This window comes from Flavobacterium chungangensis (assembly GCF_042654045.1).
Lineage (GTDB): Bacteria > Bacteroidota > Bacteroidia > Flavobacteriales > Flavobacteriaceae > Flavobacterium > Flavobacterium chungangensis.
Genome location: NZ_JBHSFY010000008.1, coordinates 49,193 through 74,320, shown reverse-complemented (window position 1 = coordinate 74,320; position 25,128 = coordinate 49,193). Strand labels below are relative to the sequence as shown.

23 protein-coding genes are annotated in these 25,128 nt (G+C 32.0%); 15 read left to right on the top strand and 8 right to left on the bottom strand.

Features of this window, described 5'->3' with window-relative positions:
• The first annotated feature begins 1 nt into the window (after position 1).
• The 8 genes from ACFO3N_RS14110 to ACFO3N_RS14075 all read left to right on the top strand — a co-directional run bounded on the left by ACFO3N_RS14110 (position 2) and on the right by ACFO3N_RS14075 (position 9,539).
• Positions 2–1,165, top strand: a complete 1,164-nt coding sequence (locus ACFO3N_RS14110) for a glycosyltransferase family 4 protein (protein WP_379798679.1) — start codon at positions 2–4, stop codon at positions 1,163–1,165.
• Positions 1,162–2,706, top strand: coding sequence for a glycosyltransferase family 2 protein (locus ACFO3N_RS14105; protein ID WP_379798677.1), 1,545 nt, complete (start codon positions 1,162–1,164; stop codon positions 2,704–2,706). The genes ACFO3N_RS14110 and ACFO3N_RS14105 overlap by 4 nt, the downstream gene beginning before the upstream one ends.
• Positions 2,703–3,707 carry a glycosyltransferase family 2 protein gene (locus tag ACFO3N_RS14100; RefSeq protein WP_379798675.1) on the top strand — a complete coding sequence of 335 codons (1,005 nt, stop codon included), beginning with the start codon at positions 2,703–2,705 and terminating at the stop codon, positions 3,705–3,707. The genes ACFO3N_RS14105 and ACFO3N_RS14100 overlap by 4 nt, the downstream gene beginning before the upstream one ends.
• A 5-nt stretch (positions 3,708–3,712) precedes the next feature.
• Positions 3,713–4,510: a hypothetical protein gene (locus ACFO3N_RS14095; protein WP_379798673.1), complete on the top strand. Its 798-nt coding sequence runs from the start codon at positions 3,713–3,715 to the stop codon at positions 4,508–4,510.
• 15 nt (positions 4,511–4,525) lie between these two features.
• On the top strand, positions 4,526–5,644 hold the full coding sequence (locus ACFO3N_RS14090; protein WP_379798671.1) for a glycosyltransferase: 1,119 nt from the start codon (positions 4,526–4,528) through the stop codon (positions 5,642–5,644).
• Positions 5,641–6,729, top strand: coding sequence for a glycosyltransferase (locus ACFO3N_RS14085; RefSeq protein WP_379798669.1), 1,089 nt, complete (start codon positions 5,641–5,643; stop codon positions 6,727–6,729). Before ACFO3N_RS14090 ends, ACFO3N_RS14085 begins: the two co-directional genes overlap by 4 nt.
• A gap of 10 nt (positions 6,730–6,739) precedes the next feature.
• Positions 6,740–8,080, top strand: a complete 1,341-nt coding sequence (locus tag ACFO3N_RS14080) for an O-antigen ligase family protein (protein WP_379798667.1) — start codon at positions 6,740–6,742, stop codon at positions 8,078–8,080.
• A 64-nt stretch (positions 8,081–8,144) separates the two neighbouring features.
• The gene (locus ACFO3N_RS14075) at positions 8,145–9,539 is read left to right on the top strand and encodes a sugar transferase (protein WP_379798926.1); all 1,395 of its coding nucleotides are present in this window, start codon (positions 8,145–8,147) and stop codon (positions 9,537–9,539) included.
• 6 nt (positions 9,540–9,545) lie between these two features.
• Here the strand turns inward: ACFO3N_RS14075 and ACFO3N_RS14070 are convergent, their stop codons facing one another.
• Both ACFO3N_RS14070 and ACFO3N_RS14065 read right to left on the bottom strand, forming a co-directional pair.
• Positions 9,546–10,682, bottom strand: a complete 1,137-nt coding sequence (locus tag ACFO3N_RS14070; RefSeq protein ID WP_379798665.1) for a lipoprotein N-acyltransferase Lnb domain-containing protein — start codon at positions 10,680–10,682, stop codon at positions 9,546–9,548.
• Between the two features lie 35 nt (positions 10,683–10,717).
• Positions 10,718–11,785 (bottom strand): putative type IX sorting system protein PorV2, encoded by a 1,068-nt coding sequence (locus ACFO3N_RS14065; RefSeq protein WP_465254289.1) that lies wholly within the window; start codon positions 11,783–11,785, stop codon positions 10,718–10,720.
• A gap of 192 nt (positions 11,786–11,977) precedes the next feature.
• Here ACFO3N_RS14065 and ACFO3N_RS14060 point away from each other — a divergent pair, with 192 nt between their 5' ends.
• Together ACFO3N_RS14060 and ACFO3N_RS14055 are read left to right on the top strand one after the other, a co-directional pair.
• Entirely contained in the window at positions 11,978–12,694 is a 717-nt protein-coding gene (locus tag ACFO3N_RS14060) for a CDP-alcohol phosphatidyltransferase family protein (RefSeq protein ID WP_095929365.1), read from the top strand.
• A gap of 9 nt (positions 12,695–12,703) precedes the next feature.
• The gene (locus tag ACFO3N_RS14055; protein WP_095929366.1) at positions 12,704–13,558 is read left to right on the top strand and encodes a glycoside hydrolase family 25 protein; all 855 of its coding nucleotides are present in this window, start codon (positions 12,704–12,706) and stop codon (positions 13,556–13,558) included.
• Between the two features lie 323 nt (positions 13,559–13,881).
• Here the strand turns inward: ACFO3N_RS14055 and lptB are convergent, their stop codons facing one another.
• The 4 genes from lptB to ACFO3N_RS14035 form a co-directional block, all read right to left on the bottom strand.
• On the bottom strand, positions 13,882–14,622 hold the full coding sequence (gene lptB / locus ACFO3N_RS14050; protein WP_029272155.1) for an LPS export ABC transporter ATP-binding protein: 741 nt from the start codon (positions 14,620–14,622) through the stop codon (positions 13,882–13,884).
• Positions 14,623–14,782: 160 nt separating this feature from the next.
• On the bottom strand, positions 14,783–15,133 hold the full coding sequence (locus ACFO3N_RS14045) for a carboxymuconolactone decarboxylase family protein (RefSeq protein ID WP_223708414.1): 351 nt from the start codon (positions 15,131–15,133) through the stop codon (positions 14,783–14,785).
• Positions 15,126–15,941 (bottom strand): twin-arginine translocase subunit TatC, encoded by an 816-nt coding sequence (gene tatC / locus ACFO3N_RS14040; protein ID WP_095929369.1) that lies wholly within the window; start codon positions 15,939–15,941, stop codon positions 15,126–15,128. Before tatC ends, ACFO3N_RS14045 begins: the two co-directional genes overlap by 8 nt.
• The gene (locus tag ACFO3N_RS14035) at positions 15,941–16,906 is read right to left on the bottom strand and encodes a KpsF/GutQ family sugar-phosphate isomerase (protein WP_379798662.1); all 966 of its coding nucleotides are present in this window, start codon (positions 16,904–16,906) and stop codon (positions 15,941–15,943) included. Before ACFO3N_RS14035 ends, tatC begins: the two co-directional genes overlap by 1 nt.
• An 86-nt stretch (positions 16,907–16,992) precedes the next feature.
• Between ACFO3N_RS14035 and recQ the strand changes: the two genes are divergently transcribed.
• Positions 16,993–19,188 (top strand): DNA helicase RecQ, encoded by a 2,196-nt coding sequence (recQ, locus tag ACFO3N_RS14030; RefSeq protein ID WP_379798660.1) that lies wholly within the window; start codon positions 16,993–16,995, stop codon positions 19,186–19,188.
• A 151-nt stretch (positions 19,189–19,339) separates the two neighbouring features.
• Here the strand turns inward: recQ and ACFO3N_RS14025 are convergent, their stop codons facing one another.
• The gene (locus ACFO3N_RS14025) at positions 19,340–19,579 is read right to left on the bottom strand and encodes a hypothetical protein (protein ID WP_250837385.1); all 240 of its coding nucleotides are present in this window, start codon (positions 19,577–19,579) and stop codon (positions 19,340–19,342) included.
• A 479-nt stretch (positions 19,580–20,058) separates the two neighbouring features.
• On the opposite strand from ACFO3N_RS14025, the gene ACFO3N_RS14020 reads away from it, so the two are divergent.
• The 4 genes from ACFO3N_RS14020 (at position 20,059) to ACFO3N_RS14005 (ending at position 23,948) form a co-directional block, all read left to right on the top strand.
• Positions 20,059–20,481, top strand: coding sequence for a hypothetical protein (locus tag ACFO3N_RS14020; protein ID WP_379798658.1), 423 nt, complete (start codon positions 20,059–20,061; stop codon positions 20,479–20,481).
• A 25-nt stretch (positions 20,482–20,506) separates the two neighbouring features.
• Positions 20,507–22,066: an NAD(P)/FAD-dependent oxidoreductase gene (locus ACFO3N_RS14015; protein ID WP_379798655.1), complete on the top strand. Its 1,560-nt coding sequence runs from the start codon at positions 20,507–20,509 to the stop codon at positions 22,064–22,066.
• A gap of 74 nt (positions 22,067–22,140) precedes the next feature.
• On the top strand, positions 22,141–22,842 hold the full coding sequence (locus ACFO3N_RS14010) for an SMI1/KNR4 family protein (protein ID WP_379798653.1): 702 nt from the start codon (positions 22,141–22,143) through the stop codon (positions 22,840–22,842).
• Positions 22,843–22,862: 20 nt separating this feature from the next.
• Positions 22,863–23,948: a DUF6630 family protein gene (locus ACFO3N_RS14005; RefSeq protein ID WP_379798651.1), complete on the top strand. Its 1,086-nt coding sequence runs from the start codon at positions 22,863–22,865 to the stop codon at positions 23,946–23,948.
• Between the two features lie 132 nt (positions 23,949–24,080).
• On the opposite strand, the gene ACFO3N_RS14000 is transcribed toward ACFO3N_RS14005, so the two are convergent.
• Complete coding sequence (locus tag ACFO3N_RS14000; RefSeq protein WP_379798649.1) at positions 24,081–25,040, bottom strand: quinone oxidoreductase family protein; 960 nt, start codon at positions 25,038–25,040, stop codon at positions 24,081–24,083.
• Positions 25,041–25,128 lie beyond the last annotated feature (88 nt).

Genomic DNA, 25,128 nt, shown 5'->3' with positions numbered 1-25,128 from the left:
TATGCATATAGCATTTTTGACTTCAGAATATTCTCACCCTAAGATTGCACAATCAGCAGGAATAGGAACAAGCATTAGAAATCTGGCAACTTCATTGCATAATTCTGGAAATGCCATTACTGTTTTTATTTATAATCAGCCTGTACAAGAGATTATAGATGACAACGGAATTAAAATTTATCGTATTAAAAAAGTAAAATATAAATTTTTAGGATGGTATTTGTATCGTAAATACATTGAGAAATTCTGTAATCAAATCATAAAACAAGAGAATATTGAAGTAATTGAAGCTGCAGATTGGACTGGAATTACGGCATTTATGAATTTTAAAATTCCTTTAGTAATTCGTTTTCATGGAAGCGATACCTATTTTTGTCACTTAGAGAATAGGAAACAAAAACTTAAAAATTTCTGGTTTGAAAAATTGGCAATAAATAAAGCTGAGGCATTTATAGCACCAACAACTTTTGCTGGAGAAGTTTCAAAAAGTCTTTTTAAAATAAATGGAAAAGAAATCCAGACCATTCATAATGGTTTAGATATTAATGAGTTTGAAAATAAGCAACCAGAAAAATTTGAAAAATACACCATTCTTTACATTGGCACTTTAATTAGAAAAAAAGGTGTTTTAGAATTGCCAGAAATTTTTAATAGAGTACGTAATGTTTTGCCAGAAGCAAAACTTCGTCTAATAGGAAGTGATTCCTTCGATATAAAAACCAATTCTAAATCAACTTGGGAATTAATGAAAAATTTGTTTACTGAGGATGATTTAAATAATGTAGAATATTTAGGGAAAATTCCGTACAATGAGATTCAAGAGCATATAAAAAAAGCAAATGTATGCGTGTTTCCAACTTATGCAGAGACTTTAGGTATGGTTACAATAGAAGCTATGGCTATGCAGAAAGCAATTGTAAACAGCAATATTGGCTGGTCTCAAGAACTTATAACAGACGAGGAAAGCGGTTATCTTGTGCATCCTTCAAATCACGATTTGTATGCCGAAAGAATTGCGCAATTATTTGAAAATGATTCTTTGGTCTTACAATTAGGAAAAAAAGCTAGAGAACGAGCTGAAGAAAAATTTAATATAAATAAGCTTGCTATTGAAAACATTAGTTTTTATCAAAATATTATAAACTCCAATAAAAAGACAACGTGATCATTGTTTATCATCAAAATAACAAAATAGTTAAAGTTGGAGCAAAAACGAAAAATGTTTTCTCTGAAAACAAAAGTATTGCTGAAAATCTAATTGAAATTGCAGAGCGATTTCCGCAAGATTTAATTATTTGGTGTCATATCTCGTTAGAATCGAATCTGAATGTTGAGAAAATTGATGAGATTTTTCATCAAGAAAAGATAATGGCTTCCTATAATTTATCTCCAAATAGTTTTATTTCTGATACTATTGGATATGTAGATTCGTCGCCTTTTTTAAAAATAAATAAAGAAGTAAGTTACCCTACTTGGAGGATGAGCAGCAATGTAGGAGGAATTCATGCTTCTATTTTATTGCTCTTAAAGAATCAGATAAAGGTAGATGCAGATTTTGACTATTTTTTAAACTCAATAGCAAGATTAGGAATATCAAAAGGGCTATTATGTTATTCTGTTCCTAAATTATTAAAAGACTGCTCACAAATTTTCCCAAAGTATAAAGAAAATAAAAGCCTTCTTTTTAGATTTGTAAAACAACATTATAAAACACGTTGGATATTTTTACTTTTTTTAGATCTGTTTCTTTATAAAAGAACATTGGCTGTTTTTCCCTTTTTAATGTCTTTTTTTTACAAGAAAAGAGGTTTGAAAATAGATACATTTCATGAAATTGAAACCGAATCTAAAAATAAAGTAATTGAAGAAGGAACTTTAGACGTAATCATTCCAACAATTGGACGAAAAAAATATTTATATGATACTCTAATAGATCTTTCTTTGCAAACATTTTTGCCTGCAAACATTGTTATTGTGGAGCAAAATCCTGTTCAAGACAGCATTACAGAACTTGACTATATTTTGAGTGAAGATTGGCCATTCCAAATTAAACATATTTTTACGCAGCAAACTGGAGCATGTAATGCAAGAAATTTGGCCCTGAAAGAAGTGAAAAGCGAATGGGTATTTATGGCAGATGATGATATTCGAATAGAAGCTGACTTTTTGGAAGAAACATTTCAGGTAATTAAAAAAGAAGGAATCGAACAAATTACTTTAGGATGCTATCAACCAGATTACCCCTTAGATAAAAAAATAAAACAGAAATTTCAATGGGGCAGTTTTGGTTCAGGTTGTAGTATCGTAAAAGCAAATAATATAAAAACGCTTTCTTATAATTTGAGTTTTGAATTTGGTTATGGAGAAGACAGTGATTTTGGAATGCAACTAAGAAATTTAGGTCATGATATTCTCTATTCTCCAAAACCAGAAATTCTTCATCTAAAGGCGCCAATCGGTGGTTTTAGAACAAAACATATTTTGGCTTGGGCAGATGAGAAAATTCAGCCAAAACCTTCTCCGACAGTAATGCTAAATAAGATTTTAAATCTTACTAAAGAACAGATTGAGGGGTATCGAACGATTTTATTCTTTAAATATTATAAAGTTCAAAAAATTAGAAACCCATTGCGATATTATTCTAGTTACAAAAAGCAATGGTCAAAAAGCCAATATTGGGCTAATAAATTAAATGTTGAAAAATGAAATTTTCACTGATTATTTGTACATATATGCGTCCTGAGCCATTAGTTAAGCTATTAAACTCAGTAAATATCCAAAGTAAATATCCAGATGAAATTTTAATCATTGATGGCTCATTAAATAAAGAAACAAAAATAGCTCTAGACAAAAATAATTTTAAGAATTTAAAATATTTTTTAGTTTCTGATAGAGATAGGGGCTTAACAAGACAACGCAATTTTGGTATTTCTAAGGTCGCAAGTGATTCTGAAATTGTTTGTTTTTTAGATGATGATATTGTCTTAGAAACGGATTACTTTGAAAATTTATTAAATACCTACAACCTTTTTCCTTCTGCACTTGGAGCTGCAGGATATATCATAAATAATAATGCCGCGTGGAGTTTAAATTTAGAAAACGAACCTCTTCAATATAATCATTTTTATTATGATGGTTGGAAACGAAAGTATTCTCAAAGGTATGTATTGCGAAAAAAAATGGGATTGTTAGACGATTGCCCTCCAGGATTTATGCCTGAGTCAGGTAATGCTAAAGCTTTGAGTTTTTTTCCTCCAACTAACAAAATCTATCCAACGGAATCTTTTTCTGGAGGTGTTTCATCTTTTAGAAAGGAAATTTTAGATAAAATTAAATTTTCAGAATATTTCGAAGGTTATGGTCTTTATGAAGATACTGATTTCACATTCAGACTTTCTAAATTAGGAAATATATATGTTAATACAAGCGCAAAACTCTACCATTATCATGATGAGGCTGGACGACCAAATAAATTTGAATATGGAAAAATGGTTCTGAGAAATGGATGGTATGTTTGGCGAGTTGCTTTTCCAAAGCCAAGATTTAAATCTAGAATAGAATGGAATTTGATAGCTTGGCTATTAATTATAATTAGAGCAAGTAATATTGTTAGCACAAAGAAAAAGAAAGAAGCTATTACAGAAACATTAGGAAGAATATATGGTTGGTTTTCAATTATAATTAATCCTCCTAAAGAAAAAAAATAATATTTATGAATTTATTCTCACTTTTTCGAAAGAGAAATTATATTTATTTCTATCATATTGTTAAACCTTACACAAGTTCGGTTATCAAAAGAAAGAGCGAATATGATAATTACGATTCCTTAACTTCTATTTGTGATTACTTTCAAATCGAGCAGTATAAAAAAATTGCTGTTGTTGCAAGTGGACCAAGTGCCACGAAATTAAATTTAGATGATGAGACTCTTTATTTTTGTTGTAACGATTCTATAAATATTGTGAACTCAAAACCACACATTTATATAGTGCATGATAATTTTTATCTAGTTAAATATTTGAAATCTTTTAAAGGAACTGAAAAATGGAAAGGAACAATATTTTGGATTTTCAACAATAATTCGCAAACGAACTATATTTCATTTAAAAAAGTTTATAATTATATAACTAATAAATCTCGCTTAAAAAGAGAATTTTTAATCACAAATTTCAATTTTTGTAAAAGTTCCGAATCACTTAATGAAGAGCTCCTTTTAACTCTTCAAAAAGAATTTGATTTTACATATAAAAGTATTAACTCTGGTTTTAATACATTGCTAATTGCTTCTGTTTTGGCTTTTAAAGCAAATAAACCGCTCGAAGTTTATGGATTTGACATGGGAGAAGGAGGAGATCAATATTACAACAAAAGTGCTTTTATTGGAAAAAGTATAAAAGGAGAGGGAAATAAAAAAATTGTGAGTGAATTTCTTAGCAACTTGTACCTTAAAGAGATGAAAATTAATAATGAATCTAATTTTATGACTTTTAAGTCAAAGCAATTAGATTAGTTTTTCTAGATTTAAATGAAGTTTGTCATAATTAGCCATGTTAGGCATTTAAAAAATAATAATAAATATTTCGGTTATGCCCCATATGTTCGCGAAATGAACATTTGGCTGAAATATGCAGATAAAATTATAGTAGTTGCTCCTTTATCGGAAGGAGACCCAACAGCTATAGATCTTGCCTACACTCATTTTAATATTAGTTTTAAAAAGACTCTAAGCTTTAATTTAACAGGTGTGGGAGAAGTTGTTTTAACGATATTAAAGCTACCATTAATTTTTTGGAAGATCTTTTGGGCAATGAAAACAGCAGATCATATTCATTTAAGATGCCCAGGAAACATGGGTCTAATTGGTTGCTTTGTTCAGGTTCTTTTTCCAAATAAAATTAAAACAGCTAAATATGCTGGGAACTGGGATTCTAAAAGTAAACAGTCTTGGAGCTATCGTTTGCAAAAATGGATACTTAGTAATACATTTCTAACAAGAAATATGCAGGTTTTAGTGTATGGAGATTGGGGAAATCAATCAAAGAATATAAAGTCATTTTTTACAGCTACTTATTCAGAATCTGAAAAAATCAGCTTTGACAAAGCTGATTTTAAGAACGGAATAAAGTTTGTTTTTGTTGGAAGTTTAGTGGCTGGTAAAAAACCATTATATGCTGTTAAATTAATTATGGCATTGCTAAAGAATGGACATAATGTAACATTAGATTTGTATGGTGAGGGTTTAGAAAGAGATTCTCTAGAAAATTATATTCAGAGGAATAAATTGGAGAAGTATGTCATTTTAAAAGGGAATCAGAACAAAGAAACGTTGAAAGCAGCTTATCAAAAGAGTCATTTTGTAATTTTACCTTCAAAAAGTGAAGGATGGCCAAAAGCCATTGCAGAAGGAATGTTCTGGGGGTGCGTTCCAATTGCTACAAAAGTTTCGTGTGTTCCATATATGCTAGATTCCGATAAACGCGGGGTTTTACTTGAAATGGATTTGAATAAAGATATAGAACAGATAGAGAATTTAATAATTAATCAAAATTCCTTTTTAAAGAAAAGCCAACTAGCTACAGAATGGTCTCGCAGTTTTACTACAGATGTTTTTGAAAATGAAATTGCTAAATTGATGATAAAATGAGAATTGTACAGATTATAGATTCTTTAGAGGTTGGTGGTGCAGAACGTATGGCTGTAAATTATGCAAATTCACTTGCTAATAAAATAGAGTTTTCAGGATTAATATCAACACGAAATGAAGGTTTACTTTTAGAGCATGTGGATCCAAAAGTTAAATATTTATTCTTGAAAAAAAAATCTGCTATAGATTTAAGAGCAATTTTTAGATTAAGAAATTATGTCAAAAGAAATAAAGTTGGTTTTATTCATGCGCATAGTTCTTCTTTTTTTATTGCAGTTTTAGTAAAAATAACAATGCCATGGATTAAAATAATCTGGCATGACCATTATGGAATTTCGCAAAATCTTTCATTACGAAAAAATTTGACATTAAAATTTTCATCTTTTCTCTTTTTAGGAATTATCTCTGTAAACGATTCTCTACAAAAATGGGCTCAGAATTATTTGAATTGTAAAAACCTTATTTATTTTCCAAACTTTATAATCAAACCAACTGTTTTTTTTGATAGTTTTCAGTTAAAAGGAATAGACGGCAAAAGAATAATCTGTGTTGCAAATTTACGCCCTCAAAAGAATCATGAGTTATTGATTAAAGGAGCAAAGGAAATTCATGAAAAATTTCCAGAATGGACATTTCATTTAGTGGGAAAGGATTTTAATGATTCCTATAGTGCTAATTTATTAGAACTGGTTAAAGAAAAAGGGCTTTCTGAAAATGTATTTTTTTATGGAGCAGTAAATAACGTCCAGCAATTGTTAAAACAAAGCGAAATAGCAGTTTTAACTTCCCTTTCAGAAGGACTTCCTTTGGCTGTTTTAGAATATGGACTAGCTAATTTACCTGTTGTAGCAACCAATGTTGGTGAAATTTCAAAAGTTATTCCTTCCTCTAAAGAAGGGGTGATAATAGATTCTGATAATTTAAGTCAATTTGTAGATTCAATTCAAATATTGATTGAGAATCAACACATTCGTAGATCATTAGGAAACCAGTTAAATTTTTATGTAAATGAAAATTTTGGTGAAGAATCAATTTTAAAAGAGTACCTAATATGGTTAAAATCTTTAACTGCTATTAGAAAGTAAATACTTTACAATGAAAAACACAAAACTTAGTTATTTAGCCATAATCATTTTTCATGCATTATTAGCATTAATTATTTTTGTTATTCCTTTTTTTTCAAAAATATATGCTTTGTTAATTGTTTTAATAGGCGTTATTTTAATCATTAGAAACAAAAACAGGAACAATGAGGTGCTTTTTGTTAGTGCATATCTGGTGGGAGCTGAGGTTTTCCTTCGAATGACAGGAGGAAATTTTAACAATGAATATGCGAAATTTTGTGTTATTGGTTTTATGTTCCTTGGTATGATATATAGCAATTTTTCAAAAAGTGCATTAATTTATTTGTTTTTTTTCATACTGCTGGTTCCTTCTATTCTTATTACTGCTAATTATCAGGATGCAGGAACAGATGTTAAAAAAGTTTTATTTTTTAATTTATCTGGACCAGTTTGTTTAGCAATGTGCTCAATATACGCATTTGGGAGAAAAATAACTTTTGATAATATTCAAAAGTTATTATTAGTTATGGGATTTCCTATCATTTCGACAACTGTATATTTGTTTCTTTATACTCCCAATATACAAGATGTTGTAACGGGAACTCAATCAAATTTTGAGACCTCTGGAGGTTTTGGGCCAAATCAGGTGTCTACAATATTGGGATTGGGAATGTTTATTTTCTTTACGCAAGTAATTTTGTTTTCAAAATCTAAAATAGAATTATTAATAAATGGAGGATTATTAGTTTTCATAAGTTATAGAGGGATTGTCACCTTTTCTAGAGGAGGAATTATTACTGGTGTAGTTATGATTATTTGCCTGTTATTTTTATTGTATTATTTTTCAAATGCAAAAGGTAGAAGTAAATTTGCTCTAGTTTTTGTTTTAACAATTACTTTAGGAATAGGTGTTTGGGTATATAGTTCTTTTCAAACAAGAGGTCTTATAGAGAAAAGATATGCTAATAAAGATGCGATAGGAAGAGAAAAGAAAGATAGGCTAGGAGGTAGAGAAGAAATAATGGATGCTGATATTGTGCTTTTTTTAGAAAATCCCATTGTAGGGGTAGGTGTTGGGCTTAGTAAAGAAAAAAGAGCAGATCAGCTTGGAATAGCAATTGCTTCACATAACGAAGTAACTAGACTTTTTTCTGAACATGGATTAATGGGTATTTTCGCATTGTTAATAATTGGAGTTACTCCCTTTGTATTTTATATTGAAAATAAACAGCATTTATATTTTTTATCATTTTATTTTTTTTGGCTCCTAACAATTAATCACGCGGCAATGCGAACAGCAGCCCCTGCATTTGTATATGCATTATCGCTTCTTTTTGTGCAAGTGAAAATTCCTGAAGAAACAGAAAATTAATAGATTAGTTATAATTTTTTGCGATACATTTGCTTTGCCCTAACCCAATTAAAACCTACAAATGATGTTCTCAAAAAAGAAAATGCATTTTGAAATTTCAGAAAGGAAAATATTGCTTCTTTCTTTCGATGCTATTTTTATTTTATCCGCGTTATATCTATTAAGCGCAATATTCGACTATAATTATTTTGAATTTGATATTCACAGCTCGTTAAGTATTCTTTTACTAATTGCCTATCTCTATAGTTTCGGAGTAATTTTTGAAATTTATAATTTACAAGTGGCAAGCAATCAGCTTCAGATTCTGCAGAATGTCGTTTTTACTGTAAGTGCTACTGTTCTGGCTTATTTGTTTACACCAATTCTTTCTCCTGTATTGCCTAAACAGAGACTCGTTATACTAATATTTTACTTTACAATATTAATTACCCTGTTGATATGGCGTTTATTTTACTGCTACTTTCTAGCCTCTCATCGTTTTTCTCAAAGTGTAGTTTTGATTTGTGACCAAAGCGAAGTTGAAGAATTAGTTTTAGAATTAGAGAAGGTTGATCCTCATTATAAAATTATTGCTTTTGTAAACTCCGATTCCACAGCTGAAGAAAATCTGGATTTTCATTATGTAAAAGAATTAAAGAAGGATGCTTTAAAACATTTTGTATCGACACATCATGTTTCAGAAATCATTATCGCTTCTCAAAATACAGATGGTATCACTCCAGATTTATATCAGCAATTGCTTCATTTATTAGAAAAAGGAATCATTATAAGAGAATATACCCAGGTTTTCGAGAGTAAAACACAACGAATCCCGGTTCATCATATAGAAAAAGATTTTTATAGATTTTTTCCTTTCAGCAGAAGTAATAGTAATAAACTTTATTTGTCTTTTGTTCGGCTTATAGAAATCATGTTCTCTATTTTGGGGTTATTAATATCTCTAGTTTTTATACCAATAATTTTTCTGTGCAATATCTTTGCAAATAAAGGAAGCCTTTTTTATACTCAAGAAAGAGTAGGGAAAAATGGAGATGTTTTTAAGATTTATAAGTTTAGAACTATGACAGAGAATTCAGAAACCAATGGAGCTGTTTTTGCTGTTCATAATGATAAAAGGGTTACTCCGTTTGGTAAATTTATGCGAAAGTCAAGAATCGATGAACTGCCTCAATTTATTAATGTTTTAAAAGGAGATATGGGCGTAATTGGCCCTAGGCCTGAGCGTCCTTTCTTTGTTGAAGAAATCGCAGCTGTAATGCCTTTTTATGAAACGCGTCATGTAATTAAGCCTGGACTTACAGGATGGGCACAGGTTAATTATTCTTATGGAGAATCTATAGATGAGAGTTTGATTAAACTTCAATATGATCTATACTACATCAAGCACAGAAGTGTTTTTCTTGATTTGAGTATCACTTTCAAAACCATTACTACGGTTTTGTTCTACAGAGGTCAATAATATTTTTTAGATTATAATCGGAATTGGTTTTTTGTTGCGAATAGCTGTTCGCACTAAAACCACTCCGCTTGTAATGATTAGTGGTAAAGTGATAAAGAAATGCGCTTTGTTAATCAAAAACAAAAAGTAAATTACTAAAAGGACAAAATTGATTAACGAAAATCGATACGTCCATAATTTGTTTTTGAAAATTGAAAAGAATACTAAAAGCAATAAAAGCGGACTGAATAATAATACATTATAATTCATTGCTAGTTCTTGGTGAAAAGAATAAAATCCCATAATAACAAAGAATATTCCAATAAGAGATAAAATCAAAAAGTAGATTTTATCGACTGTTTTGTTTCTGGCGAAGATTACAAAAAGTAAAATAAAAAGATACGTGTAAATATTATTCCACAAAGATTTTGGAGTCTCTTTTGTAAATTCTAACAACGTTTTGCTTTTTGCTGCTAAAGGTTTATTTTGGAAAGTAGTTTTGTCTAAACTGTTTTTCAATTCAAATGGAAGAAAAATTCTTGTTCCCATTTGATCTACTTTCGTTCCAAAAATAATGCTTGTTCCCAACTGATCGTAGAAATGACCATCAAAGTAAGGAAACAGAATAGAGCGATAGGTTTGGTCTGTATCTTCTGTTTTGGCAATTACATTTCCACCTAAAGTTTTATTTACCACATCAACAACCATCGAAGTGCAGTTTTTATCGATAAATTTGTAAGTATAATAACGCTCGTCAGAAGCTAAAACTGCATTTAATTGGTCGAAAAGTTTTTGTTTTAAATCTTGAGAAATCAGTAATTCCTGCTCATAAATACTTCTTTTTTCATAAGTGTATTCATTAAAAAAATCTGCATAAGAGTGTACTGTTGCAAAATATTGAAGATCTCCTTTTGCGAACTTTAGAACAAAATTTGGAGTTCTAAAATCAAAAGTTCCGTAATTGTAAACAACGTCAAAATTGTTTCCAGGATCTAAAACTCTAATTCCTGTGTGTCCGAAATAAGAATACGTTTCGTTTCCAAGGCCACAAGTCAGAATGCTAATTTTAGCGTCTTTAGATAAAGCTAAACTTTGGCTGAAACCAATAAAACTGGATAAGAATAATAAAATAAAAAGTGCTTTTTTGGACATGACAGTTTTCATGATTTAAAATTTTAATGTTTTTTGGTTTCTAATTATTATCTAAAGATACCTAAATCTACTTTCAGCGAAAAAATATTAGAATACAACGCGGTGCTTTGATTTCCTAAATCAGTTAAGGCATAATCAATTTGTATGCCTTTATATCGAAATCCTAAACCGATATTAGGCTGGAAGTTTACTTTTTCAGTATTGTCCAATTGTGTTACATTCTGAAAATTTCCTGCACCGGCTCGAACGAAAACCAAATCGGTATACCCAAACTCAAACCCTAGAGCTGGGTCTATACTTATGGGTTTTGAAGAAATGATATCATTTGTCTGTTCAAATCGCATATTTAGATTTGCAGATGTCACTAGACTGCATTCGTTATGAAAATCAAACCTTTTTGAAACTCCTAATTGTGCTTTTGGCAGTGTTATTTCTGTGCTTTCTGGCAATTCGTTATTTTCTCCTGGAATTGCATTAGCGATTTTGGCATATTCTTCTTCATCAATATTCCAAATGTTGTAAGTTGTGGTAATGTCTCGAAGCATTAAACCAAATTTCCAATCGTTTCTTTCAAATTGAAGTCCAATATCAAATCCAAATCCCCAAGAATTAGCAAATTTTCCAATTACTCTTCGAATTACTTTTGCATTTACACCATATTGAAATCCATCAACAGGCAGTTTTCGAGCATAAGAAAAAGTAAAACCATAATCTGCAGTAGAGAAAAGACTGATTCTATTATAATCTATATTTCCTTGATTATCGATCAATTGTGTGGTATCCATGATATCGTCTACTCCAAAACGAATCATCGAAATTCCCCAAGCACTTCTGTCGTCAATGGGGCTTGCGTAGCCTATGTAATCGTATTGCGCAATATTAGCAAAGTAGCTGGCGTGCATTAAAGCTATTTGATGATCTTCAAGATGCGTTAAACCTGCAGGATTCCAGTAAACAGCATTTACATCATTGCTAGAAGCAGTTACAGCACTTGCCATTCCAAGAGCCGCGGCATCGACACCAATATTCATAAATTCATTCGAATATTTTCGAACAGTTTGTGCATACTGAAAAGTACAACTCCAAAGTAATAAAAACACTAAATATTTCTTCAACGTATATGTTTTTGCAGATCGAGGCCTGTTTTTAAATTTTTATCAAAAATATAATATTTTACTCATCTAATAAGTTCCTTTAGCTAAATATTCCGAAAGTCATACTTTGAAATAAAAAACTCTCGAAAAAACTCGTTTTGCATCGAGTTATTATACTAAATTTGTTCTCTTCCATTATCAAAACTTTAAACTATGAATATTAAAAAGCATATACCAAATCTAATTACATTAATCAATCTTTTCTGTGGCTGTGTCGCAGTTGTTTTTGTCTCTAAAGGAGATTTTTTAATGGCTTTTTACATGGTTTGCTTAGGAATTTTTTTTGATTTCTTCGATGGTTTTTTTGCCAGATTATTTAAAGTTTCAAGTCCGCTTGGGTTACAGTTGGATTCTTTGGCAGATATGGTAACAAGTGGCGTTGTACCAGGTTACGTCATGTACAGTATGTTTGCTAGAGGCGGTGATCAACTAGGAAATCAAGCAATTGTTCCCTTTTTAGGATTTATTATAACTTTAGGTGCCTGCTACAGATTAGCCAACTTTAATATCGATACTCGTCAGACAGATTCGTTTATTGGTTTGCCAACTCCTGCAAATGCCATTTTTATTATTAGTTTGCAAATAGTTCTGGATATGTATGCAGATTCGTCTCTTGTAATTCTTGAATTATTGACAAATCAGTGGGTTTTATTACTTGTTACTTTGGGTAGCGCTTACATTATGAATGCTGAAATTCCATTATTTTCTTTAAAAATTAAAAAATTCAGCTTAAAAGACAATGCACTTCAAATCGTATTTTTGATTGTTTCAGTATTGTTAGGGGTATTACTTCACTACATCGCAATTCCGCTGATTATTGTTTTCTACGTTTTACTGTCTATTATCAATAATCTATTTCTGAAAAAGTAATTCTGTTTAATGGCAAGAAAAACGACTTATCGTAAAACATATTCAAGAAAACCAGCTGGAAGATCTTTTCTGAGCAGACTTTTTCGAGGACTTTTATTGATTTTTTTCGGACTTTTATTCATTGGGATAATTTATCATTATCGCAAAGGGCTTGCTTATTATTTAGGTTTTAAAACAGAAAAGGTTTTAGATGAAGATGCGGTTGACAAGCACCTTTCTGATGTTCGAAATATTCGAGTTCTTGAAAATCATAAAGGAAAAGTAATTGGAATCGACGTGTCCGAATTTCAGGGAAAAGTCGATTGGGAAGAAGTCGAAATTTTAGATGAAAAATACCCAGTTCAATTTGTTTTTATTCGTGCAACTGCAGGGAATGATCGTGTAGATAGACAATTCAAAAGAAATTGGGAAGGAGCAAAAGAAAATAAAATCATGCGTGGCGCATATCATTATTATCGTCCTAACGAAAATTCTATAGAACAAGCAGATCTTTTTATCAAAACAGTAAAATTACAAAAGGGAGATCTTCCGCCAGTTTTAGATATCGAAAAATTACCTAAAAATCAGCCTTTAGATAGTTTGAAAAAAGGGCTGAAACGTTGGTTGAATAAAGTCGAAAAACACTACCAAGTTCGTCCAATAATTTATTCTGGAGAACGATATTATTCAGATTTTTTAAAAGAAGAGTTTAGCGAATATCTTTTCTGGATTGCCAATTATAATTTCTACAGAGAAAAAATTGAAGATGATTGGCTGTTTTGGCAGTTTACAGAAAAAGCTTCTCTGCCAGGAATCAAACACCGAGTTGATGTTAATATCTACAATGGCGATTTAGAGCAATTGCATTTTATTACAGTTGAGTAATAGTGATCAGTTTTCAGATTTTTAGTATTCAGTCGTTATCAAAAAAAAACAGTTTTTTAGTCTCAGTTCAAAACTGAATACTAAAAAACTGATTCTAAGTTATTTTTGTGAACTGATTACTAAAAATCTGAATACTGAACACTTTTTTAAATTTATTTCAAAAACTAAAATAACAATTATTACAAAAGTTTAGGTTTTTAGTATTCAGTCTTTATCAAAAAAAATCAGTTTTTTAGTCTCAGTTCAAAACTGAATACTAAAAAACTGATTCTAAATTATTTTTGTGAACTGATTACTAAAAATCTGAACACTGATCACTTTTCTTAAAATTCTAATTTCTTTTTACGAAGCTCGAAGTTTTGTCCAAGATAAACTCTACGAACCATTTCGTCTTCTACCAATTCTTCTGGAACTCCTGCTTTAAGAATTCCTCCTTCAAACATTAAGTATGTTTTGTCGGTAATCGCTAATGTTTCCTGAACGTTGTGATCGGTAATTAAGATTCCGATGTTTTTGTTTTTCAATTGCGCTACAATTCGCTGAATATCTTCAACTGCAACTGGGTCAACTCCTGCAAAAGGTTCATCCAATAAAATAAATTTAGGATCGGTTGCCAATGCACGGGCAATCTCTGTACGACGACGCTCACCTCCAGAAAGTAAATCGCCTCGGTTGGTGCGAATGTGTTCTAAACTGAATTCTTCGATTAAACTTTCCATTTTAGCAATCTGTTCTTCTTTAGAAAGTTTAGTCAATTGTAAAACGCTCAAGATATTATCTTCAATGCTTAATTTTCTAAATACGGAAGCTTCTTGTGCCAAATAACCAATTCCTTGCTGTGCACGTTTGTACATTGGGTAATCAGTAATGTTCAAATCGTCAAGATAGATGTTTCCTTGATTTGGTTTTACCAATCCCACAATCATGTAAAAAGAAGTTGTTTTTCCAGCTCCATTCGGACCCAAAAGCCCCACGATTTCTCCTTGATTTACTTCAACAGAAATCCCTTTTACAACACTACGTCCTTTATAGGTTTTGATTAAATTATCGGCTCTTAGCTTCATTTTTTTTAATTAGATAATATCTTAATTAGATAATGTGTCAATTTGATAATGAGATAATTATTATCTCTGTTGGCAAAATAAAATAAAATAAATTAATCAATTAAACGAATTAACATATCATATGAAAATTATCTAATGGACTAATTATCTCATTCTCTAATTATTTGCCTTGCTCTTCAAGAGCTTCCCAGAATTCATAAGCTCTTCTTAAATGAGGAATCACAATTGTTCCTCCAACTAGAGTTGCGATTCCCATTGCTTCCATCATTTCTTCTTTAGAAACGCCTTCTTTATAGCTGGTTTCTAAATGGTATTTTACACAGTCGTCACATCTTAAAACAGTTGATGCTACTAGACCCAAAAGTTCTTTTGTTTTTACATCAAGAGCGCCTTCAGCATAAGCATTAGTGTCAAGATTAAAAATTCGCTTTACAATTTTGTTATTGTCAGCAAGCAGTTTTTCGTTCATTTTAGAACGATAATCGTTAAATTCTTGAATTATATCAGACATTTTCTTTTAATTTATTTCTGTAAACAACTTTCGAAATCAAAATACTTACTTCGTAAATAATCAACATCGGAATTGCTACAATGGTTTGACTTACTACATCTGGAGGTGTAACAATAGCTGCGATAACCAAAATAAGGACTACAGCATATTTCCAATACTTTCTTAAGAATTCAGGAGTTACTAATCCTAATTTTGTTAAGAAATAAATAGCAATTGGAAGTTCAAAAAAGATTGCGCTTCCAAGAATACTCGTTTTAACCATTCCCATATAAGATTCTAGAGTAAATTGGTTTTTTACAACATCACTTATAGAGAAAGTTGCAACGAAGTTTACCGACATCGGAATTACAACAAAATAGCCAAATAATACTCCTAAAAAGAAAAGTAATGAAGAGACAAAAATGAATAATTTTGCATTCTTTCTTTCTTTCTCATAAAGAGCCGGACTGATGAACTTCCAGATTTCCCATAAAATATAAGGGAAACTCAATATGAAACCAGCCAGAAGACACATCCATACAAAGATGTTAACCTGACCTTCCATTTCGGTATTCTGAATAATAAAATTCAGTTCTGTGATGCAAATGCTGTCAGCAAAACCTAGCTGATGCGATAAGTCGCAAAACCAAACATAGGTAAAGAATGTTGGTCTTATCGGACCTAAAATAATTTGATCAAATAAATAATCACTAATAAAATAAGTAACAAATGCCATGATGCATGTTGCAAGTGTACTTCTAACCAATAACCATCTTAGTTCTTCAAGATGATCCAAAAATGACATTTCGCCAAGATTTTTTTTTGCCATTATACGATTCCTTCTTTTAAAATGTCATGTAAATGTAAAACGCCTTTGTACGTTCCTTCGTCAGAAACAATTAGCTGTGTAATAGAGTAGTCTTCTAAAATATTTAAAGCATCGACAGCCATAGTTTCAGACGAAACTACTTTTGGATTTTTAGACATAATATCCCTTGCAGTTAAGTCCGCAATAGTATCTACGTCGTTTAGCATTCTTCGGATGTCTCCATCGGTAATAATTCCAACAATTTTATTGTCTTCAATTACTGCAGTAACTCCTAATCTTTTTTCAGAGATTTCAAAAATCACTTTTTTGACAGATGTATCAGGAGCTACAGCTGGTTTTAGTGAGTTTTCTATCATATCTTTTACGCGAAGCAATAGTTTTTTTCCTAAAGCACCTCCTGGATGATAAACTGCAAAATCTTCTGGTTTAAAATCACGCATTTCCATTAGACAAACGGCTAAAGCATCACCCATTACAAGCTGTGCTGTTGTGCTATTTGTCGGAGCTAAATTGATAGGGCAGGCCTCTGTGTCAACAGTTGTATTTAAAACAAAATCTGAACCTTTTGCTAAAAATGAAGTTACATTTCCAGTAATGGCAATCAAAGTATTCCCAAATCTTTTTAATAAAGGAACAAGGACTTTGATTTCGGGACTATTTCCGCTTTTAGAAATGCAGATAATAATGTCGTCATTTTGAATCATTCCTAAATCGCCGTGAATTGCTTCTGCGGCATGTAAAAACATAGAAGGAGTTCCGGTTGAATTAAAAGTAGCCACCATTTTTTGTGCAATGATCGCGCTTTTTCCAATCCCCGTCACGATCAAACGGCCTTTGGTTTCGTATATGCGTTGGACAGCTTCGTAAAAATTTTCGTCCAAAAAATCAATTAGTTTTGTAATTGCTTCACTTTCAGAGAGTATTGTTTTCTTGGCAATCGCCAATATATTTTCTTTTGTGATCAAAACAGAATATTTAAAATTTGTATGTATAAAAGAAAGTTGTATCTTTATGTGTTGCAAATTTATACAAAATACCATTAATATAGAGAATGAATTCAAATGAAATTGAAATACATAAAGAATTAAAGAAGTATTTCGGCTTTAGCCAATTTAAAGGCTTGCAAGAGCAAGTCATTACGAGTATCCTAGACAGAAAGAATACGTTCGTAATAATGCCGACTGGTGGTGGAAAGTCTCTTTGCTATCAACTGCCAGCTTTAATTCAAGAAGGAACAGCAATTGTTGTTTCTCCTTTAATTGCTTTGATGAAAAACCAGGTTGACGCAATTCGAAGTCTTTCGTCTGAGAATGGAATTGCACATGTATTAAATTCTTCCCTAACTAAAACAGAAATTGCACAAGTCAAAAAAGATATTACGTCTGGATTGACCAAACTTTTGTATGTCGCCCCCGAATCATTAACAAAAGAAGAATATGTAGCCTTTTTACAAAGTGTGCCTATTTCTTTTGTTGCTATCGATGAAGCACACTGTATCTCAGAATGGGGACATGACTTTAGGCCAGAGTACAGAAATCTGAGAAATATAATTAAGCAACTGGGGAAAGTGCCTATTATTGGACTTACTGCAACTGCAACACCAAAGGTTCAGGAAGATATTCTGAAAAACCTTGATATGTCAGACGCAAATACTTTTAAAGCGTCTTTCAATAGACCGAACTTATATTATGAAGTTCGCACAAAAACAAAAAATATCGAATCGGATATTATTCGATTTATCAAACAGCATAAAGGCAAATCTGGAATTATTTACTGCTTAAGCCGTAAAAAAGTAGAATCGATTGCCGAAGTGTTACAAGTAAATGGAATCAGCGCTGTTCCTTATCATGCAGGTTTGGATGCAAAAACGCGGGCTAAACATCAGGATATGTTCTTGATGGAAGATGTCGATGTCGTTGTAGCAACAATTGCATTCGGAATGGGAATTGATAAACCAGATGTTCGTTTTGTAATTCACCACGACATTCCAAAATCATTAGAAAGCTACTATCAGGAAACGGGTCGTGCTGGACGTGATGGCGGAGAAGGACATTGTTTGGCTTATTACTCGTATAAAGATGTAGAAAAGCTAGAGAAATTTATGTCTGGAAAACCAGTTGCTGAACAAGAGATTGGTTTTGCACTTTTACAGGAAGTTGTGGCTTACGCCGAAACTTCAATGTCGCGTAGAAAATTCCTTCTCCATTATTTCGGTGAAGAATTTGACAGCGAAACAGGAGAAGGTGCCGATATGGACGACAACGTTCGTAATCCAAAACATAAAGTAGAAGCCAAAGAAGAAGTGGTTAAGCTGCTGGAAGTTGTTCGCGATACGAAACATATTTACAAGTCAAAAGAAATTGTATTTACTTTAATAGGGCGTATTAATGCTGTAATTAAAGCGCACAAAACAGATACACAACCTTATTTTGGTTCAGGTTCAGGCCACGACGAAAAATATTGGATGGCCTTGTTGAGACAAGTTTTAGTAACAGGTCTTTTGTCAAAAGATATTGAAACCTATGGAGTAATAAAAATTACGCAAGAAGGTCTTGACTTTATCAAAAAGCCAGTTTCATTTATGATGTCTGAAGATCATGAATACAGCGAAGCAGATGATGAAGCAATAGTAACATCATCAAAATCTTCTGGAACAGCCGATGAGGTTTTAACAGGGATGCTTCGTGAACTTCGTAAAAAAGTGGCCAAAAAACTTGGAGTGCCTCCATTTGTAGTTTTCCAAGATCCTTCGATTGAAGATATGGCTTTGAAATATCCGATAACAATTCAAGAATTATACAATATTCATGGTGTTGGTGAAGGTAAAGCTAAAAAATATGGAAGCGAATTTGTTGCTTTAATCAGCCGTTATGTTGAGGACAATGATATTATTCGCCCAGACGATTTGGTAGTAAAATCTACTGGAGTAAATTCTGCTAATAAATTATATATCATTCAGAATATCGATAGAAAACTTCCTTTAAGTGATATTGCTTCCGCGAAAGGACTTTCGATGGATGCACTGATTAAAGAAATGGAGCAAATCGTTTATTCTGGAACCAAACTAAATATTAAATATTGGATTGATGATATGCTTGATGATGATCAGCAGGAAGAAATCCACGATTATTTCATGGAATCAGAATCTGATAAAATCGAAGATGCCTTAAAAGAATTTGATGGCGACTACGATATAGACGAATTGCGTTTAATGCGTATTAAGTTTATTAGCGAGGTTGCTAATTAAATTCCAATTTTAGAAATTCCAAATTCCAAAATAATTAAACATTAAAAAATACAAATTCCAAATTCCAAGCAATCTAAAGCATTGGAATTTGGAATTTTTTATTTGAGATTTTTCTAAGTAATTGGAATTTGGAATTTTCTTTTTTGGAATTTTATTCACTATAAACTTCCCCACGATGTGGTTTCAAAGCATCTCTTACCTGAATCATATTTTCATCGGTTACAACCATAAAAGCTATGGCGTACATATCGTCTATGATTTTAAATCCTGTAATATTTAAAGGTAGCTTTTCAATTACTATATATTCTTTCAAATGAATCTCGTGATGTTCTGCTGTTTTTGCAGAAGCAGGACCACGGAAATCCCAAATCAGTTTTATTTTTCTAGACATTTTTTTAAGGTGCAAAGGTTGAGAGTTGCAAAGGTACAAAGTCTTTTTTAAAGGTTCTAAGATTCTGAGATGCTAAGGTTCTAAGTTTTTTTGTGTAGAGACGCACTGCAGTGCGTCTACGCAACGTGTGCCCATAATAGGTTAGACGCACGACAGTATGTATAGCCGTTCTTAAATAAATCTTTTTAATCCCAATAATCTGTGGCTAAAAACAAATAGTAAAGATTTTAGGAAGAGTAAATTTGTTACGTAATTAAACACAAAGTGCGCTAAGATTTAATTTTGCTTTACTTTTAGAAAATACAAAGTTCGCAAAGCTATATCAACACATAGCTTTGCGAACTTTGTGTTTTTCTACAACCATACCTTTACAAAACTTAGCGCACTTTGCGGTTAATTATATAAAGTCAGTTCAAAATAGTACTTTTGCAATCTATTTTTGATCTTATTGAAATTATCTAAAAGTATAAAAAAATAAAATGGAAGAAAATTTAGATTCAAATGAATTGTTCTTGAGTGAATCTGCAAAGGAGCATTTGAGAACGGCTGGAAATTGGGTTTATGTAATATCTATTATTGGACTTATTATAGTAACGTATAGTATTATAAGCTTGATTAGTGACTATATGAATCTTTCTAATTGGGATGACGTTCCTTCAGGCGGAGGTGTAGGATATATAATGATCATGACTTTATTACCCATTTTTTTAACGGCTAGTGCGATTTGTTTTTTTCCGCTTTATTATTTGTATAGATTTTCTTCAAATGTTAGAATAGCTTTTAGAGATGATGATTCAGAGGCATTAGAGCTTTCATTTAGATATTTAAAATTTCATTATATATCAATAGGGATTTCGCCACTATGTGCTATTGTATATTTTTTAGTGATCAGAATCTTTTAATAATATTAATTACCTTTTTATAAAAATGCCTAAAGAACTTTTACTTCAAGTAACACCAGAAATTGCTGCAAACGAATCATTGCTAAAAGACTATTTGTCTAAGCAGATTAAAGTTTCTGCTCAAGAAATTCAGCATGTTTCAATTTTAAAACGCTCTATTGATGCACGTCAGAAAGCGATTAAAATTAATTTAAAAGTTCTTATTTATTTAAAAGGCGAACCTTTTCAGGAAACCAAAATCGAGCTTCCTATATATAAGGATGTTTCGAATGCGCAAGAAGTTATTGTGGTTGGCGCTGGTCCAGCAGGACTTTTTGCGGCATTGCAATTAATTGAATTAGGTTTGAAACCAATTGTTTTAGAACGCGGAAAAGACGTTCGAGGCCGTCGTCGCGACTTAAAAGCGATAAACCGCGAACACATCGTTAATGAAGATTCTAATTATTGTTTTGGCGAAGGAGGAGCAGGAACGTATTCTGATGGGAAATTATATACGCGTTCTAAAAAACGAGGTGATGTAACTAGAATTTTAGAACTTCTAGTAGCTTTTGGAGCTTCAGAAGATATTTTGGTAGAAGCGCATCCGCACATTGGAACTAATAAATTGCCTAAAATTATTGAAGATATCCGAAATAAAATTAGAGAATTTGGAGGTCAGGTTTTATTTGAAACTCGTGTAGACGATATTTTAGTTAAGAATAATGAAGTCGAAGGAATCGTAACACAAAACGGAGATAAAATTCACGCCAATAAATTGATTTTGGCAACAGGACATTCTGCGCGTGATATTTTTGAATTATTAGACAAAAAGAAAATTTTAATAGAAGCAAAACCTTTTGCTTTGGGAGTTCGTGCAGAACATGCGCAAGAATTAATCGACAGTATTCAATACAGCTGTGATTTCCGTGGCGAACATTTGCCGCCAGCGCCATATTCTATTGTAAAACAAGTTAACGGTCGCGGAATGTACTCGTTCTGTATGTGTCCAGGAGGTGTAATCGCGCCATGTGCAACAAGTCCAGGAGAGGTAGTTACAAATGGTTGGTCACCATCAAAACGGGATCAGTCAACAGCAAATTCTGGAATTGTAGTCGAATTGAAATTAGAAGATTTTAAGCCTTTTGCCAAATTCGGCGCTTTGGCTGGAATGGAATTTCAAAAAAGTATCGAACAAAAAGCTTGGCATTTGGCTGGACAAACTCAAAAAGTTCCAGCGCAAAGAATGATTGATTTTACACAAAGTAAAGTTTCTGCAGATATTCCAAAAACGTCTTATGTGCCAGGAACTACTTCGGTAGAATTGGGACAGGTTTTTCCAGGATTTCTAACTCAGATTATGCGTCAGGGATTTCAGGATTTTGGAAAATCAATGCGAGGTTATTTAACTAACGAAGCAATTTTACATGCACCAGAAAGCAGAACTTCATCTCCAGTGAGAATTCCGAGAGATCCTATGACTTTAGAACATTTGCAAATCAAAGGTTTATATCCTTGCGGAGAAGGTGCAGGTTATGCGGGCGGAATTATTTCTGCAGCAATTGATGGTGAAAAATGTGCCTTAATGATTGCGGAATCCTTGAAATAATTGGCTTCGCACTTTTCATGTAGGAAAAGATTGTTATCTTAGTATTCTGATTTTAATAGAATATTCCCCCAAAGATGACAATACAAGAAATCGAAAAAAAATACGGATTTGAATTTCCGCTCTTATACAAACAGTTAGACGCAGACGGCATGCTTGATGTCGGTGAATATGGCCCAAATTGGTATACAGAGGTTTATCCTACTTTAAAAGAGAATCCGCCTTTGCTTTTACATTCCTATGATTTTGAATCATTGAATTTAAAATCGGTTGCCGAAGAAATAGAAGAACTTCAAGATCCAGAAGATTATCGAAATATAAATCCAGAATTTAAATTTATTCCGTTCGCTAAAAGTGGCGGTGGCGATCATTATTGTTTTTTTTTAAACGAAGAAAATAATGGAGATGTGCCGATCGTTTTTGTTTGGCATGACATGAACGAAGTGAATTATCTGGCAAAAAATCTTCAGGATTTTATCTTCAAAGTTTTATTGATCGATATGTCGAAACAAGATGTTTACAATGAACTTACTGATGAAGAATTTAGAAATGACATTAAATCGGTTTTTAAATCGCACAAAAAGTATTTGACAGAACAGCAAAATACAATTCTGTCCGCTATTTTAGAACGCGATATTATTGATTACGAAATACATGTTTCTCCAAAAATCGTAGAATCGGCTAGAGGATTATTAACAGATTTCGAATTAGAATCGATTGTCAATGAAGTGATTCCTTTTGATAAAATGAATCAGAGTTTTAAATATTCAAACGATTAGTTTTTATACAAGATATTTTTATGAGCTTTTTCTCCAATCTATTTAATAGAAATAACGATCCAAAATCGATCATTTCTTTTGATGTTGTCGATCCCATTTATTCGTATTTATATAACCAAGAATCTAGCCTTGAATTTAAAGTAAAAGGAATTCAAGAAGATGTTATGGTAAATTTATTTTTCTTTCCAAGTTCTTTCGATCATGAAGAAGGAAAAGAAGAAATTAAAAAAGCTGGTTTTAATAATTCGTATGAAGTTCTAAGCGAGCTTTATAAAAAAGTGAATATTGGTGTTCTTTCAGATGAAGCCATACAAGAAGGTTTAGAATATGATTTTATACATATTCAGTTTTATTCGGAGCCAACCGCAGAGGAGAAAAAGTTTTTTAAACGTTCGATAAAAAACTTTGTAATCTTTTTTTGTTGCACCAATAGTTTAGAAGTAAACGATTTTAAAATATTGTATTCAGGAAGACATTTCTTCGATTATACAAAGGGATTGTTGGAAAGCGAACTCTTGGATGTAAATAATCCGAAGAATGAAAGTGAAGCAATTGGAATTAGAGATTTTAAATTGGTTTTGCAGGGAATCTGCCAATATTTAAATATTGAAATTCCAGAAACGGTCGAACTTCCTTCGTCTGAAAATTTAGTAGAAAGTGTAGAAGCTACTCTAGAATCTTTTGAAGAATTTATCAAATTAGTTTCAAGAGAAAATATCGAAGAAAAAGAGCTAAAAAAACAATCTAAAAAGCTCTTTAAAGACTATCAAAAAGGAACAAATGAATATCACGATATTGTTGATGGTCATTTTGATTTTTTTGAAAGCATAGATGCTTGGAACAGTGACTGGAAATTTGATCCCGAAGATGCTGAATATTTTATTTCTGAAATGATTGGCGAAGATCTTAATTTCGAATATCCGGAAGAAACCTACAGTCATGATTTGTTTCCTTATATTCAATCAGCTCTAGAAAAACGCGGTTTCGAATTAATGAGTTACAATACAAATGGAGATAATTACTTGTTTTTTGTAGCCAATAAAGAAGATGTGGGTCGAATTTTAGAATTATCTGAAATTACTAAAATTGAGATTGATCAATTGTAGGTTTATTAACGTATCCCTTGTCATCCTGACGGTGGAAGGATTGCACTAGTAATTCGACAAAGATTGGAGATATTCTTTGTGAAGCTCCGTGTGTGATCCTTCCTTCGTCAGGATGACAAAAAAGACGATCCGCTAAGGAATCAAAATAATTTTCCCAGTGCTTTTTCTGCTTTCTAGAAAATCATGAGCCAATTTTCCTTCTGATAATTTAAAAGAAGTTGGTTCAGAAAGTTTGATCTTTCCTTCTGTAATCCAATCGAATAATTGAGTTGCACGTTTAATCCGTTCTTCTTTAGAATTCAAATAACTCCATAAATCGCCTCCGGTTAAAGTTTTAGAACCGTCCATTAGCATTCTAGGATCTACAGGTGCAGGATCTCCGCCCGCCATTCCGAAGAAAACGACTTGTCCGCATTCTTTAGTGACTTCAAAACTGTCCATCAAAGTACTTCCAATACTGTCATAAACGGCATCAACACCGTTTGGAATAACTTTAAAAACTTGCGATTTCCAATCGTCATTATAAAGAAAAACGTGATCTGCGCCTTGTTCAAATCCGATTTTTGCTTTTTCTGCAGATGAGGTTAAACCAATAACAGTTGCACCCAAAAGTTTACTGATTTGAGTTAATAGCTGCCCAACTCCGCCAGCAACCGCATGTATTAAAACAGTTTCTCCTTTTTGGGTTTTGTGACTGTCTGTAGCAAGATAATGAGCGGTTAAGCCCTGAAGCAAAACAGAAGCTGCAGTCTCAAAAGAAATATTCTCAGATAATGGAATAATGTGATTTACATTTACGGCAACCAATTCTGCATTGGCAAATGGAGAGTCGGCAAAAGCCACGCGATCACCAACTTTGTATTCCGGATGATTGTTGGTATCGACCACAATTCCTGCACCCTCATAACCTGCAATAAAAGGCGGATTTCCTTTTAAATGATAATTTCCTTTTCGGCGGTAAACATCGGCAAAATTTAGTCCGATGGCTTTCATCTCGACTAAAATTTCATCTTTTTTTAATTGCGGATTAGGGATTTCTATATATTCTAAAACATCTGATTCTCCAAAAGAAGAAAAGGTAAGTGCTTTCATTTTTGAGTAATTTAAGAATGTAAAGTTCGGGAAAAATCAAAAGAAAAAGCCTCAAAAAAATTGAGGCTTTGCTTTATTTTTTATTCGC

What these genes read in the sequence shown, in the direction of transcription:
- ACFO3N_RS14005 (WP_379798651.1), top strand. Translation starts at nt 22,863, where the DNA reads ATGAGCTTTTTCTCCAATCTATTTAATAGAAATAACGATCCAAAATCG.
- ACFO3N_RS14010 (WP_379798653.1), top strand. Translation starts at nt 22,141, where the DNA reads ATGACAATACAAGAAATCGAAAAAAAATACGGATTTGAATTTCCGCTC.
- ACFO3N_RS14075 (WP_379798926.1), top strand. Translation starts at nt 8,145, where the DNA reads ATGTTCTCAAAAAAGAAAATGCATTTTGAAATTTCAGAAAGGAAAATA.
- lptB (WP_029272155.1), bottom strand. Translation starts at nt 14,622, where the DNA reads ATGAAGCTAAGAGCCGATAATTTAATCAAAACCTATAAAGGACGTAGT.
- ACFO3N_RS14060 (WP_095929365.1), top strand. Translation starts at nt 11,978, where the DNA reads ATGAATATTAAAAAGCATATACCAAATCTAATTACATTAATCAATCTT.
- ACFO3N_RS14045 (WP_223708414.1), bottom strand. Translation starts at nt 15,133, where the DNA reads ATGTCTGATATAATTCAAGAATTTAACGATTATCGTTCTAAAATGAAC.
- ACFO3N_RS14000 (WP_379798649.1), bottom strand. Translation starts at nt 25,040, where the DNA reads ATGAAAGCACTTACCTTTTCTTCTTTTGGAGAATCAGATGTTTTAGAA.
- ACFO3N_RS14095 (WP_379798673.1), top strand. Translation starts at nt 3,713, where the DNA reads ATGAATTTATTCTCACTTTTTCGAAAGAGAAATTATATTTATTTCTAT.
- ACFO3N_RS14055 (WP_095929366.1), top strand. Translation starts at nt 12,704, where the DNA reads ATGGCAAGAAAAACGACTTATCGTAAAACATATTCAAGAAAACCAGCT.
- ACFO3N_RS14085 (WP_379798669.1), top strand. Translation starts at nt 5,641, where the DNA reads ATGAGAATTGTACAGATTATAGATTCTTTAGAGGTTGGTGGTGCAGAA.
- tatC (WP_095929369.1), bottom strand. Translation starts at nt 15,941, where the DNA reads ATGGCAAAAAAAAATCTTGGCGAAATGTCATTTTTGGATCATCTTGAA.
- ACFO3N_RS14025 (WP_250837385.1), bottom strand. Translation starts at nt 19,579, where the DNA reads ATGTCTAGAAAAATAAAACTGATTTGGGATTTCCGTGGTCCTGCTTCT.
- recQ (WP_379798660.1), top strand. Translation starts at nt 16,993, where the DNA reads ATGAATTCAAATGAAATTGAAATACATAAAGAATTAAAGAAGTATTTC.
- ACFO3N_RS14080 (WP_379798667.1), top strand. Translation starts at nt 6,740, where the DNA reads ATGAAAAACACAAAACTTAGTTATTTAGCCATAATCATTTTTCATGCA.
- ACFO3N_RS14090 (WP_379798671.1), top strand. Translation starts at nt 4,526, where the DNA reads ATGAAGTTTGTCATAATTAGCCATGTTAGGCATTTAAAAAATAATAAT.
- ACFO3N_RS14020 (WP_379798658.1), top strand. Translation starts at nt 20,059, where the DNA reads ATGGAAGAAAATTTAGATTCAAATGAATTGTTCTTGAGTGAATCTGCA.
- ACFO3N_RS14015 (WP_379798655.1), top strand. Translation starts at nt 20,507, where the DNA reads ATGCCTAAAGAACTTTTACTTCAAGTAACACCAGAAATTGCTGCAAAC.
- ACFO3N_RS14100 (WP_379798675.1), top strand. Translation starts at nt 2,703, where the DNA reads ATGAAATTTTCACTGATTATTTGTACATATATGCGTCCTGAGCCATTA.
- ACFO3N_RS14070 (WP_379798665.1), bottom strand. Translation starts at nt 10,682, where the DNA reads ATGAAAACTGTCATGTCCAAAAAAGCACTTTTTATTTTATTATTCTTA.
- ACFO3N_RS14110 (WP_379798679.1), top strand. Translation starts at nt 2, where the DNA reads ATGCATATAGCATTTTTGACTTCAGAATATTCTCACCCTAAGATTGCA.